This is a genomic window from uncultured Chitinophaga sp., assembly GCF_902168175.1.
GTDB lineage: Bacteria > Bacteroidota > Bacteroidia > Chitinophagales > Chitinophagaceae > Chitinophaga.
In genome coordinates this window covers 1-13,330 of record NZ_CABHOU010000046.1, presented here as the reverse complement: position 1 = coordinate 13,330, position 13,330 = coordinate 1, and the positions used below count along the sequence as shown (strand labels likewise).

Below are 13,330 nucleotides of genomic sequence, written 5' to 3'. Positions count from 1 at the left end.
TTTTAAACACATAAGCTGTTAACATGAAATTTATCTTCAAATATATAGCCGCTTCCATTACTGCATTGGTTTTGCTCAATGCCTGTAAAAAGGACAAAGGCAACTACGATTATATTACGGTAAACATTCCTGCTATCGATACAAGTGGGATGGGGGGAGCAAGGTATGTGGAGCGTTATGGTATGCTCGACATCAATCCTGCCATTAACTACGACGGTGGCAACAAGGCTGCGTTAAAGTACCAGTGGTTAATGTACCAGTACGTGATCGGCAGCACACCGCCTACCAAACCTACCCGTATACTGTCTAACAGCCTGCACCTGCAGGCACCCGTTACAGAAACAGTGGGCGAGTACCGGCTGGAACTGATCGTAACAGATACGATGAACCAGTTGAAGGCCAATGTGCTGTTTCCGGTGATTGTGTCGGTGGGTATTGAGTATGGGGTGATGGTATTGCACGGCAATAATGACTCTTCCGACGTAGACTTTTTAATTACGGCTGATGCGGTGCCTGTTGCCGGTATAACCCCGCGCCGTTTACGTAACCTGTATTCATCGGCCACTGGCGAGAAGTTTCCCGGACTGGCCACTTTTATTGCACAGGAAAGGCGGACAAGTTCTACCCAGAACTGGATATCTCTTGGCAGTGATAAACATCTGTCGCGCATGAGTGGTGCTGATTTTTCCCGGTTAAGAGAAGATATGTCGATGTTTCGTCGTACCGATGCGGTGATTGCACCACAGGCTTACATGATCCTGAATAATTCTTATACAGCACTGATTAATGCGGGTAAACTGCATTTCTATACCACTACTTACGAAACAGATGCGTTGTTTGGCGGTGCAGTACCGGGTGATTATGAACTGGCACCTTTCCTGGCGAACGGTACATCTTCTTCGCTGTATGCGGTTGTGTACGATCAGAAGAACGGGAGGTTTATCCGTCCGGCCGGCATTGGTGGATCAATGATCAATTTTAATGCGCCCGCAGTGGGCAGCAATATGTCTTTTGATCACCGCAACATTGGTAAAGATATGCTGTACATGGACCGTGGTTTCAGTATTTACACGCATTCCTTCTTTAAAGATCGCACCGGTACAGGGTACTGGCTGTATGTGAGCAACTTCAACAAAACCGACGATGGTAACCTGGTGATAGGCGCTTACAATATGACTAATCTGCCTGAGATAACATCTGCTAAGTTTTTCCAGGCGAGTGAACTGGGATACGTAGATTTTTATGCTACCGACCGTAAGATTTACTCGTACGACTACCAGGGAACCAATACGGCTACACTGGTATACGATGCCTTACCGGCCGGCGAAACCATTACCTGTATGAAGATCTATAAACCCAGGCCCAACTTCAACCTTACCACAGCAGAAGGCAGGTTGTTATATGTGGCTACCTGGAACGGCACGCAGGGCAAAGTATATGAATTTGCGCTGAACGGCATTAGCGGACAGGTAACCAGCCCGGCCCGCAACGTGTTCGACGGCTTCGGCAAAATTGCCGACCTCAGTGCTAAAGCAAGAGGGGCTGGCACTTACTAATAACGGAAACCATAAAAATATAACAGATGAAGAAAACGGTCATAGCGCTGGCAGCACTGCTGTCGCTCGCTACAGGCAAGGCTGTGTCACAACAGGCTTTCAAGGTATATCCGCATTACCCGATAGCAGGCGATTCTATCACCCTGCACTACAATCCGGACAGTACGATACTAAAAGGACTGGCGCCGGTAACCGGCGTAGTGTACATCTATCGCAACAACGACTGGGAAACCTATGATCTGCCTATGCAGATGACCGACAGCGGTTGGGCCGGTGGTTACCACCTACCTAAAGACGCGGCGTTGTTCGTAGCTAACTTTAGTGCGAATGGTAAAACCGATAAGGGCGGCAAGGTTACCTATACCAACCTTACCACTGCACGAACAGGCGGGCAGATCCCCACGGGTTATGCTTCCTGGGCTTTCCTGCGCACCAAAGCATTGCGTAATGCAGCGCCGCCTGCCATTGACGACGTAGCTGTTATTACAGACGATGTCGGTTTCTTCTGGATGAATAACGAGTTGAAGTACTTCCCGCAGAGCAGGCGTCATATTTTCTACAATGCCATGGTTATTCTTAAAAGTCATGATGCTGCCAGGATGGACAGCATCATGCCACGCGAAATAAAGTTCATCAGCAATTTGCCCGATGTAACAGAGGCAGAATTGATGGATGTCAGCAAAGCGTATAGAAACCTCGCGGGAAACAGGGCCAAGGCAGATTCTATGGATAAAGTGATCATCGCTAAATTTCCGGATGGATTAACGGCCAGGGATAAAGACCTTCAGGCGGTTTACCTGGGTAAAGCGGAAGATCGCGATGTGCGCTGGAAAGCTTTCGTAGCCAAATATCCGCTGGCGAAGTTCAGGGATGCGGATACGGACGTGCAGAGACTCTGGTACGAAAAAGCTTTTCGTGCGATTGTTTACCAGGCTGTGATGAAAAGAGATTACGCAGTGATGGATAACATGATACCCGATGCCTCTTTCATCAGTCTGAGTGAGTTCCACCGCCTGCTGGTAATGGGAGAATGGAGCCACAACACAGTAACCACTGAGTTTATCTTTCCTTATTCCAAAAAACTGGTGGAGGCGATCGAATTACGCAGCAAACAGAAATGGGGTGCCGATAGCAAATTCTATTCACCACTGCAATGGGAGCAATATATCCTGAACATGGCAGTACCGGCTTACCTCGGACACGCCACATTGCTGCATAAGATGGGCGATGATAAAACAGCGCTGGTTTGGATGGAAAAGGTGAATACACAGGCAAGAAGTAAAGATGCGGAGTTTATGGGCCTGTATGCCACGCTGCTGGAAAACAACGGGCGCCATGCAGATGCGATGCAGGTGGTGGAAAATGCAGTAGCAGCGAATAAGGCTACACCGGAAGCAATAGCGTTGCTGAAGAAAGAATACGTAAAAAAGAACAAGAGCGATAAGGGCTTCGATGAATACTTCAACAGCCTGAAGAGCGCCGAAACATTATCTGCCCAGCAGGCACACCTGCGCGAACAGCTGATCCGCAAAAACGCTCCCACCTTTAAACTGGAACAGTTGAAGGGCGGTTATGCCGACCTCGCAAAACTGAAAGGTCATGTTGTAGTGCTGGACTTCTGGGCAACCTGGTGCGGCCCCTGCAAAGCGGCTTTGCCCGGCATGCAGATGGCGGTTAATAAGTATGCGAAAGACGATAAGGTGGATTTCTTTTTCATCGCTACCCAGGAAACTAAACCTAACTACCGCGACGAGATCAAAAAGTTCCTGAAAGAGAATAACTATAACCTGAACGTGCTGTACGACGGCAAAAATGACAAGAACGGGCATCTTGATGAGGCTTACAGCAAGTATGCGAAAGAACTGCGTTTCTCAGGTATTCCCGCGAAGATCATCATCGATCGGAAAGGTATGGTAAGGTGGTCGTCGAATGGTTATATGGGGAGTCCCAGCGCGCTGGCCGACGAGATTAGTTACATCATTGAACTGTTAAAGAAAGAAGGATGATAAAGCGGATTTTTTTCGTGTTTTTGTTAATATATACCCTTGTACCTGGCGCACAAAGCCAGGTACTTCCTTATCGTTCGGACTCGGTGTATTTTAAAAGAGATACAGTACGTTTTGGCGCAACGCTCACCATTCCTGGTGGAAAAAAGACTTTCCCTGGCGTAGTGTTAGTGTCTGGTAGCGGCAAGCAGGACAGGAACGGAACAATGGCGGGGCATCCCATGTTTAAGGTGTTGGCCGATTCGCTGACGCGGTTGGGCTTCGCGGTATTAAGGGTAGATGATCGTGGTACGGGCGAAACGAATGGCGTGTACGAAACGGCTACAACGACCGACTTTGCAGACGATGCGCTGGCTGCGCTGGGGTACCTTAAACAACAAAAGGGGGTAGGTAAAGTGGGATTGATAGGCCATAGTGAAGGCGGAGCTGCTGCTATCATCGCAGCGGCTAAGTCAAAGGACGTAGCGTTCGTGGTAACGCTTGCCGGCCTGGCCACGAACGGACTGGAAGCATTAATGTTGCAGAACATCGGTCAGATAAAAGCCGCGGACATTCCTGACTACGATAAGGCGCGTCACATTGCCATTAACACCCGCATGTTTGATACTGCTTACCATTATGCAGCATCTCCCGAAATGGAAGCAAGACTGAATGCTACTTACAATGAGTGGAAACGTGCAGACGATAGCGCGTATGCTAAAGATAAACCCGGCGAACATGATCATATGCGTTTTCCGGTGTATTCTTATGTGAGAACTGCCGTAGGGCCGTGGTATCGATACCACCTGCAATATGACCCGGTGCCTTTCCTGCAAAAGATCAGGGTGCCTTTCCTGGCGCTGAACGGGGATAAGGACGTGATGGTGCCGGCGAAAGAAAATCTCGGCAATATTGAACGTACCTTATTACAAAGCGGTAACAAGAACGTGACGGTAAAAACGATACCGGGCCTGAACCATCTTTTCCTGCATTGTATTACCTGCACCAACCAGGAGAATTATACGCTGAAGGAGGAGTTTGCCCCGGAAGCCTGGAGCGAGATGAAGAACTGGCTAAAGAAATTGTTGTAATCATCATATAGTAACGAAGAAGGGCGCCCTGTACAAGGCGCCCTTTTCTCTTTTAATATATTTCTTTTCCAAACGGAGCAAACGTCAGCGACATCAGCTTAAAGTGCTGCCTGCCCCATGGTATGCCGATGACCGTAATGCAAAGCAGCAGTCCGAAGAACAGGTGCGTAATCGCGATCCAGATACCACCGCAGAAAATCCAGATGATATTGAATATCGTGGCTATACAGCCTGTCGGGCCGGAAACGTCCCTTACCTGGCGACCGAATGGCATCAGGGTAAAGATGGCGATCTTAAAACACTGAAGACCGAATGGGATGCCAATAATGGTGAGGCAAAGGATAAAGCCGCCTACCAGGTATTCGATGCAGGTAATTAAACCGCCGAATATTAGCCAAATGAGATTGCCGATTAAGTTCATGGGTAATAAGATATAAAAATTTACTTCGTCTTTGTTATCTTCTCTGTTAATATTTGCACTTCTTCTTCGGTAATGCTATCGAGTTGCGGTAACTGAGGTTCAGTTCGGGTGAGCCCATCCCGTCATGCCTGTAATATTGGCCTTATCTGTGTTTTCGAAAATGGAGGTTAATATACGGTTAAATTGAATATTGTTTGTACTCCACACTGTGGAGTTTTCGCCTCTGTTTACAGCAAAAACGAGCTTAAAGCTGCGTTTCAACCAGTTGGGCTTTAATTTGTTAAGGTAGGTAATAAAAAAACTACTCCCTATGGTGAATGGTACAATGATGCAATACTTCCACTGGTATTATCCTGCTGAAGAGAATTTATGGAATACAATTGCAGAGAGAGCGCCGAAACTGGCCGAAGCCGGTATTAATGCGTTGTGGTTCCCACCTGCGTATAAGGGTAAGGAGGGGACGAACAGTGTGGGTTATGATGCTTACGATATTTATGATCTTGGCGAGTTTGACCAAAAGGGTACTGTGCGCACCAGGTTTGGTACCCGCGAAGAATACGAGAAAGCGATTGAAGCCTGTCATGCCAGCGGCATCCAGGTGTATGCAGATATTGTGTTAAACCACAAAGCCGGTGCCGATGAAACGGAGCGCATCACCGTGCGCCGCGTAAACCCGGATAACCGGCAGGAGTTTATCAGCGAGCCTTTTGAGATCGATGCCTATACTAAGTTTACCTTCCCCGGCCGTAACGGTAAATATTCTGAGTTCATATGGGACCATATGTGTTTCAGCGGTATCGATTACGCGGCCGACCTGCAGGAAGAAGGCATCTTCAGCATACAAAACGAATACGGCGACGATTGGGAAGAAATGATCGACGATGAATTGGGTAACTACGACTACCTGATGTTCGACGATATTGAGTTTCGAAACACTGCCGTGCGCGAGGAACTGAATAGTTGGGGCAAATGGTACTTCGAAACATTTAAAATAGACGGCGTAAGGCTGGACGCGGTAAAACACATCTCCCCCAAATTTTACAACGAGTGGCTCGATTACCAGCGCCAGCATAAGCCGGACCTTGTCGCTATCGGTGAATACTGGGCTCCTGGCGATTTGCCGATGCTGTTACGTTATATAGATGCCACGGAGGGCCGTATGTCATTGTTCGATGCCGCGTTGCACCATAACTTCCACTACGCTTCTACACAGGGTAACGACCACGACATGCGCACCATTTTCGATAACAGTCTGGTGCAGGTGAAACCCGAACTGGCCGTCACCGTAGTGGATAATCACGATACGCAGCCTTTACAGGCGCTGGAAGCTCCCGTGGAGGCATGGTTCAAGCCCATTGCTTACGCGCTGATATTATTGCGGGAAAGCGGTTATCCCTGCATTTTCTATCCTGACGTATATGGTGCCCATTACGTTGATAAAGGCCGCGATGGCAATGATCATGAAATATTCCTGGAACAGTGCAAACATATCGCGGAGTTGCTGAATGCCCGCAATACCTACGCATATGGCCCTCAGCGCGACTACTTCGATCATGCCAACTGCATTGGCTGGGTACGCGAGGGCGATGATGACCATGAAGGCTGTGCGGTATTGTTGTCGAACGGCGACGAGGGACATAAATCGATGGAGATAGGGAAACGTTATGCGGGCAGGGTGTTTACAGATATGCTGAAGGAACGTGAGGAAGAAGTAACGATCGATGAAAACGGCTGGGGTGAGTTCTATACGCCGGCCGGCGGGGTGTCTGTATGGGTGGAGAAAAAGCAGTAACTTCCGCTTATCAACTTAATCCCATGGCTATCACACTCACGGCGAAGGCCTTTATCGATCAACTTAAAACTAAACAATCCGATACAGAGAAAGAGAAGTTGCAGCGATACTTTAAACCTGATAATGGGGAAGATAAATTTATGGGGATAAAGATGGGCGAACTGTTTGCCATTGCTAAAATGTATGGTGACATGCCTATTGATGAAATCGAAAAGCTGTTGGAGAGTCCCATTCATGAAGTGCGTGCCGGTGCGGTGAGTATTATGGACAAAGCTTCCCGTCAAAAGAAATTGCCGGAAGCACGGCGGAAAGCGTTTTTCGACCTGTACATCCGCCGCCACGACCGCATCAATAACTGGGACCTCTGCGACCTTGGCTGCCTGCATATGACAGGCAGTTATTTATTTGATAAACCCCGCGCCATCCTTTATCAACTCGCTACATCTAAAAATCAGTGGGAGAGAAGAACTGCTATTTTAAGTACTACTTACTTTATTCGCCAGGGCGATTTGGATGATACGTATAAGCTTGCAGAAATACTTTTAAAAGATAAGGAAGAACTGGTAAATAAAGCTACAGGGTGGATGCTTCGTTTTGCCGGCGATAAAGATAAGAAGCGCTTAAAAGCCTTCCTGGAGCGGCATGCAGCGGTGATGCCACGCATCATGTTGCGTAACAGCATCGAGAAATTTGACAAAAAAGAGCGTGATTATTACATGGCTTTTTAACATTTTTTTAAGCTAAAGAAATCTTAAAAAGGTAGCAATTGACCTATACAGGAATCATTTTTGTTTTACTCACTACGAACCAAAAATTGAAACCATGTCTAGAATGAGTAAAGAAGCTGTGAAAAAAGAAGTTCAACAATTGGCTATCGGTAATTACAAAAGCTACCCTGCCGACTATGAAACTGCGCCGGCAATAGTGTCTGAAAACGTACGTTCGCTGGCTAAGGGATATTGGGATTGCAGGGCTTATACGGAAGTAGAGCGTGACGAGAAGCTCGGTATCCGCCAGGAGGATTACCAGTTTTGGACGAAAGAGGCGTATGATGCGTACATGAAAAACAATAACTAAGAATACTTTTTGCTTGTAATAATAAAAGCCCCGGCATCGTAAATGACCGGGGCTTTTTGGTGTTTATCTGATGTTGGCTAATTATCCTCTTTCAGTCCTGCAAGGAAACTTACTACGTCCCTGATCTCTTTTTTAGAGAGGATAGTTTTCATATCCGGCATGCTGGACAGTGCATATTTTTTATCCTTGATGTCGGCAGCAGGGATCAGCTTTTCGGGGTCGTTGCCTTCCTTAATGGTAATACCCGCTTTGCTTTCGTTCTGTATCGTGCCGAACAGTTTTTTACCATCCTTCAGTTCAAGGCTTACCATGCCATAACCAGGCGCCAGTCGTGCGCTCGGATTAATAAGTGCCTGTAATATCTGCTCGCGTGAAATACGATTCGCTACACCGTTGAGGCGTGGGCCGGCGTTGCCGCCTTTATCGTCGTATGCGTGGCATTTCATACATTGCGCGTTCTGGTTCTGGAAGAAGATGCGCCTTCCTTTACCCGGATCGCCACCCAGCAGGCTGCTGCTGTAAGAGGCCATCAGATCGTCGGGCGATAATTTACTGCCGATCTCTTTGTAACGTGCGATCAGCGGAGCAGATTTGCTGCTGTCGATTGCTTCGCCGAGTTCCAGGTAAATGTCGGGGCTTAAAGTGCCTGCGGCCATTTTAGCCAGCAGGGCATCGAAGCTCTTTTGTGTATTGGCTACAGGCAGTTTGCCCAGGGCCAGTACCGCAGCCTGTTGCTCCTCCATGGTTTTGTTGGCGATAACGCTGTTCAGCAACGTCACCATCACATCTTTAGAGATCGTCATTTTCTCCAGCAGGTCGAGGCCGGCTACACGTACCGACTTTTCTTTATCGGACAGTGCCGCGCTGATCGCCTGCTCCGCCTGAGGGGCCTGCAGTTTAACGATAGCGTTCAATGCCTGGATACGCACTTTAGGTTCTTTATCTGCTTTTAAAGCGGCGAGCAGTTGTGGTGCTGCATCTTTAATACCAATTTTGTTGATCGCTTTTGCAGCACTCAGCCTTACGTCTGTTTCCTTATCTGTAAGCAGGCTGGTTAAGGCTTGGGTAGATGCAGTGATTACGGGCGCCACCTCTCTTGTAACCGGACCACGCAGGCGGCCGTCTACACGGTCGAGTACAGATGGTTTAGCCCAAACGCTTACCGCATCAATAGCTTCGGCGCGCATAGGAGCAGGGTTGCCTGTTTTGGTAGCATAGGTAACCAGGTTCTGTAAGTTATCAGCATTACCTACACGCAGGTTGGCGCTGATCGCACGCCTGATGAGCGGCTCGTTGCTGAACGTGGTAGTGTTCAGCAGTGCAGCCAGTGCGGGCAATGCATCTTTGATAGAAAGATCGTCGTTAATGGCGCGGGCAGCTTCTGTTACCACAAACTCCGAAGTGTCGCTAAGGAATTTCGTGATACCTGGATCGGCCATTCTCCTTAGTGCCACTACCGCTGCTATGCGCAGTGCGCGGGAAGGATTAGTGGACAGGGCTACTATGGGAGCCGGTTTACCGATACGTGCCAGTGCTAAGCTGCCGGCGTGGCGCTGGTAGGCGTCCACATCGTTGTTGGCTTCGAGGAATGCGATCAGTGGCTGGATAGCTGGTTCGTATTTGATACGGCCCAGTGCTTCGGCGGCGAAGAAACGTGCGCGGCTGGCAGTGTCTTTCAACATAGGCACCAGTTGCGCACCGGCTTCGGCATATTTAATATCGCCTAACCATTTCGCGGCCTGCGCCCTTATTTCCGGATCAGCGTCTTTCAATATGGGCAGCAGTTCTGTAGCATATTTTTTATCCTGGCGGGCCAGTTGGGCAATACCCCAGATGGCGTGTACGCGGGCCAGCTGGTTTGTTCTTTGCGTGAGCGACTTCTTAAAGATGTCGATTTCTTGGCGTTTAGCCAGTTCAAACTGCGCTTTTAAACGTACGCGCTGGTCGGCATGCGCCAGCAGGTCGCCCAGACTAGCGGTTTTGCGGTCGGCAAAGTTTTCGGCCAGTAATGCTTTTACTTCTTTACGAATGGCAGCTTCTGCGCCGTTTTTGGCATCCAGTTTCCAGATGCGGCCGTAGTTGTGTGTATCCCAACCGTCTATCCAGTCGGCAATGTACAGGGCGCCGTCAGGGCCAAAGTCCATACCGGTGGGCAGTATGCCGCTGAGTATTTTTTTGCTTTCGCCCAGTTCGAAGCTGGCGCCTTTAGGGTTTAATTTAAAGGCGTGAACACCCGAGCTGGAAGGGTTACCCACGAATTCAGCAATAAAGAAATTGTTTTTGTACTCGGGGCCTAAAGCCGTACCCGGGTTGTATACCATGCCGGCGGGGCCGCTCACGTAGTTGCTGATACAAGGGGTGATGTAAGCAGCCTGACCTTCCCAGCGGGGCAGGTACATCTTTTCATCCATCCATACCTTATAAGTATTGTTGTCCTCATCGCGGTACTTGCCGTACTGCCAGTTACTGCGCCAGCCAGCGTCGGAACCGTTTACCACGTACACCAGCCGTTCTTTTTCGCCGGGGTGGTCGCCGTCATTGTCCTCGCTGATGATGTTGCCGTATTCGTCAAACACAAATTCGTGGATGTTACGTACACCATGGGCGAATATTTCGAAGTCGCTGCCATCGGGGTTCGAGCGGGCTACCACGCCACTGTTGGGATGTTCCCATTTCGTGCCGTCGGGGCCTTTGCCGTTGAAGCCAATGTCGCCTATCTGCCAGTAAATTTTACCATCGGGGCCCATTTCCACGCCCGACATACCGTGGCCACCAAAGCCAATGTGTACTGCGTAGCCGGTTGAAATAGACGTTTTTTCGTCCGCGATCCCGTCGCCGTTCTTGTCCTTCATCCTCCATAAGTCAGGCGCTACGGCTACGTACAGATCGTCGCCATCAGCGAGTATGCCACCTGCCACGTCGGTCACTTCATCATGGAAATCATCTACGGTCAGTTGCGCCATATCGGCCACACCGTCGCCGTTCTTGTCTTCCAGGCGGTATATATGCTCTTTTTCAACGGTCAGGTCGCGCCAGTCGTGCGAACTGTCGCCGTTGAGGTCTTTCAGCCAGGTGTTCCGGTGGCTATTTTCCGGGCTCAGTTCCTTGTGCAGGAAGGCGCGGCGTTCTTCCACCGTTTGCAGGCTGATGGAAGGGATTTCCCAGTCGCGGTGCCCGCGGATGTCGAACTCCGAGTTGTTTTGCCTCGAAGTAGTGGTGTAATAAATGCGGCCGTGGTCATCGACATCGATTGCAACCGGCGAAATAACCAGGGAATCTATGCCCCATAACTTCAATTCCAGCCCCTCGGCCAATACAGGTTTTACGGCCCACTGTATGGAGTCGGCTATCCTGGCGGTGTAAGCGGTGTCCAGTAGTTGGATCCTTTTATCGGCCGGTCCCTGGTCTTTACAGGCGAAGAAGCCCAGAGCCAGTGTGGCCGGGAGTAGTCGTTTAATTGTAGCGGTCGATGCCATCAGTTTTTTCATTGTAGAATATTAATACAGTTCTGTTGCTGCGCGGGAATCAAGATATAATAAATAAGAAATAAATGCAACGGGGGATGATAAATGGTAAAATCGGGCTATATGGTGGTTAAATTATTTCTATAGCTGATAACAAATATTTCACCCGCCTCGACCCAAAAAATTATCACTTCGTCCCCCAAACCCCTCATCTCCCTCCAAACCCTCCTTCACAACACTTTCATGCAGCCCGCTATTCATCTAGTTTTGCCCTTAAATATTCCTCAAAAAAATGAAACGAATACACACTTACTGTTTGTTGATCGCGCTGCTTGCTGCATCGTGCGATAAAAAAAATAATGACGGGCCTGCGGAAATTCCCGAAGATATGGAAGAGGTAATTACGGCAAAGCCAATGCCACTGGCCGGAGCCGTTACGAAGGTGATTGGGGCAGAGGGCGGTACCCTTAGCCTTGGCAACGACAGCGTGAAGATCGTAGTACCCCCGGGCGCCGTTTCGTCCGCCACCACCTTCAGTATTCAACCGGTTGAGAATACATTGCAGCAGTTAGATGCTAAGGTGAGCTATGAACTGTTGCCGCATGATGTGAACTTTGCAAAACCAGTATCGGTGAGCTTCAAGTACGCAGCCGATCTGTCGATGAATGAAGACGTGCTGATGGTGGCTTACAGGGATGAAGCCGGGAAGTGGCGCGACCTGCCGACGGCGTTGGATAAAACGAATAATACGGTTACGGTAGAGAAATCCAGCTTCTCGATATTTGAGATTTATGAGAAAATATTTTTAATGCCCGTGAAAGACCAGGTAGCACCCGGTGAGTATACCGAGGTGCTGCTAGGTACTCTTTTCAGCAGTCCGAACCAGGATGTATTACTGGCTCCCCTGACGCCGAGTTTCCAGAATGGCAACGAATTATACGAGGTGATTCGTACCGGCCAGGTAACTAAGATCAAGAACTGGCGTATCGTTACCGGTCCGGGATCGATTGAAGTGGCGAACGATATGAAGTCGAAGGCGCTTTATACAGCCCCCACTACAATGACAAAGCTGACAGATAAGGCCCTCATAGAAGTAACGCTGGAAGGCGTGCGGCCGGTAAAAGACCCGAAAGCACCCGGTGGCGAGCGGCTGACGGGGCTGTTGATCATTCGCACGGAGGTAGATATTGTGGCGGGTTACATACGGCTGCAGTATAACGGGAAGGAGTACGTGCTTCGCAGCGAACTTGCTGCTGGTATGTTCACTCCAAAGCTCATGGGCATCAACGGGGAATCGGAGGATGGAGAAATTTCCGTGGCTATTGGCATTAACAGCGACGGACCTGGCAGTACCGGCAGTTATGCCTGGGACCTGGCCTATAAGCCAGGCACTTCCAGCATAACCGTAGCAATTGGTGACGAAATATGGATGATCGGTCACCATGAATGCGGCGAACCGGGAAGAGCGGTAACGGCATCAGGGAAAACGAATATTACGGAGTGGGGGGCCATAGGGGAAGTTGTGAGCGGGAATTTCTCCGCTTCCATGGATATGGGGGTTTCGGAGTGTGAGCATATCTCAAGGCTTGTGTCGGTAGAGTTTAAAATGCTAAGAGATAAGTAGACGTTAAATTTACAATAAGCCCCGAAGGGACGCCCGCAAACCGGGCGTCCCTTCGTATTTTTTCCCTAACTTCAAAGTACCATGAAAAACACCGAACGCTTTTCCAACCGGGTAGACAACTACGTGAAGTACAGGCCGCATTATCCTGAAGCCATTATTCCATATCTGAAACAGCATGCCGGCCTTAAACCTTGTGGCGTAGTAGCCGACATCGGCGTGGGTACGGGTATATCTTCCCTGCTTTTTCTTGAAAACGGTAATACAGTGCTTGGGGTAGAACCCAATGAAGCAATGCGCCTGGCTGCAGAAAATCAACTGGG

Annotated in this window: 10 protein-coding genes; 8 read left to right on the top strand and 2 right to left on the bottom strand. The window is 49.1% G+C overall.

Features of this window, described 5'->3' with window-relative positions; genetic code table 11:
* Positions 1 to 23 precede the first annotated feature (23 nt).
* From QZT80_RS09580 to QZT80_RS09570, 3 genes are read left to right on the top strand one after another with little or no spacing between them, the layout of a single operon-like run.
* Positions 24 to 1,556: a PKD-like family lipoprotein gene (locus tag QZT80_RS09580; RefSeq protein WP_295121096.1), complete on the top strand. Its 1,533-nt coding sequence runs from the start codon at positions 24 to 26 to the stop codon at positions 1,554 to 1,556.
* 26 nt (positions 1,557 to 1,582) lie between these two features.
* A complete protein-coding gene (locus tag QZT80_RS09575; RefSeq protein WP_295121093.1) occupies positions 1,583 to 3,562 on the top strand; it encodes a TlpA disulfide reductase family protein in 1,980 nt (659 codons plus the stop codon).
* Positions 3,559 to 4,632 carry an alpha/beta fold hydrolase gene (locus QZT80_RS09570; protein ID WP_295121090.1) on the top strand — a complete coding sequence of 358 codons (1,074 nt, stop codon included), beginning with the start codon at positions 3,559 to 3,561 and terminating at the stop codon, positions 4,630 to 4,632. The genes QZT80_RS09575 and QZT80_RS09570 overlap by 4 nt, the downstream gene beginning before the upstream one ends.
* Before the next feature lie 52 nt (positions 4,633 to 4,684).
* Here QZT80_RS09570 and QZT80_RS09565 read toward each other — a convergent pair whose 3' ends face one another.
* On the bottom strand, positions 4,685 to 5,053 hold the full coding sequence (locus QZT80_RS09565; protein WP_295121087.1) for a YccF domain-containing protein: 369 nt from the start codon (positions 5,051 to 5,053) through the stop codon (positions 4,685 to 4,687).
* 310 nt (positions 5,054 to 5,363) lie between these two features.
* On the opposite strand from QZT80_RS09565, the gene QZT80_RS09560 reads away from it, so the two are divergent.
* The 3 genes from QZT80_RS09560 to QZT80_RS09550 all read left to right on the top strand — a co-directional run bounded on the left by QZT80_RS09560 (position 5,364) and on the right by QZT80_RS09550 (position 7,922).
* Positions 5,364 to 6,845: an alpha-amylase gene (locus tag QZT80_RS09560; protein WP_295121084.1), complete on the top strand. Its 1,482-nt coding sequence runs from the start codon at positions 5,364 to 5,366 to the stop codon at positions 6,843 to 6,845.
* A gap of 23 nt (positions 6,846 to 6,868) precedes the next feature.
* Complete coding sequence (locus QZT80_RS09555; RefSeq protein ID WP_295121081.1) at positions 6,869 to 7,573, top strand: DNA alkylation repair protein; 705 nt, start codon at positions 6,869 to 6,871, stop codon at positions 7,571 to 7,573.
* 94 nt (positions 7,574 to 7,667) lie between these two features.
* Complete coding sequence (locus tag QZT80_RS09550) at positions 7,668 to 7,922, top strand: hypothetical protein (RefSeq protein ID WP_295121078.1); 255 nt, start codon at positions 7,668 to 7,670, stop codon at positions 7,920 to 7,922.
* A gap of 77 nt (positions 7,923 to 7,999) precedes the next feature.
* Here QZT80_RS09550 and QZT80_RS09545 read toward each other — a convergent pair whose 3' ends face one another.
* Positions 8,000 to 11,410, bottom strand: a complete 3,411-nt coding sequence (locus QZT80_RS09545; RefSeq protein WP_295121075.1) for a HEAT repeat domain-containing protein — start codon at positions 11,408 to 11,410, stop codon at positions 8,000 to 8,002.
* 268 nt (positions 11,411 to 11,678) lie between these two features.
* On the opposite strand from QZT80_RS09545, the gene QZT80_RS09540 reads away from it, so the two are divergent.
* The gene (locus QZT80_RS09540) at positions 11,679 to 13,010 is read left to right on the top strand and encodes a hypothetical protein (RefSeq protein WP_295121072.1); all 1,332 of its coding nucleotides are present in this window, start codon (positions 11,679 to 11,681) and stop codon (positions 13,008 to 13,010) included.
* A gap of 81 nt (positions 13,011 to 13,091) precedes the next feature.
* Positions 13,092 to 13,330 (top strand): class I SAM-dependent methyltransferase (locus QZT80_RS09535; RefSeq protein WP_367112861.1); only part of this gene is annotated, 239 nt, incomplete at its 3' end.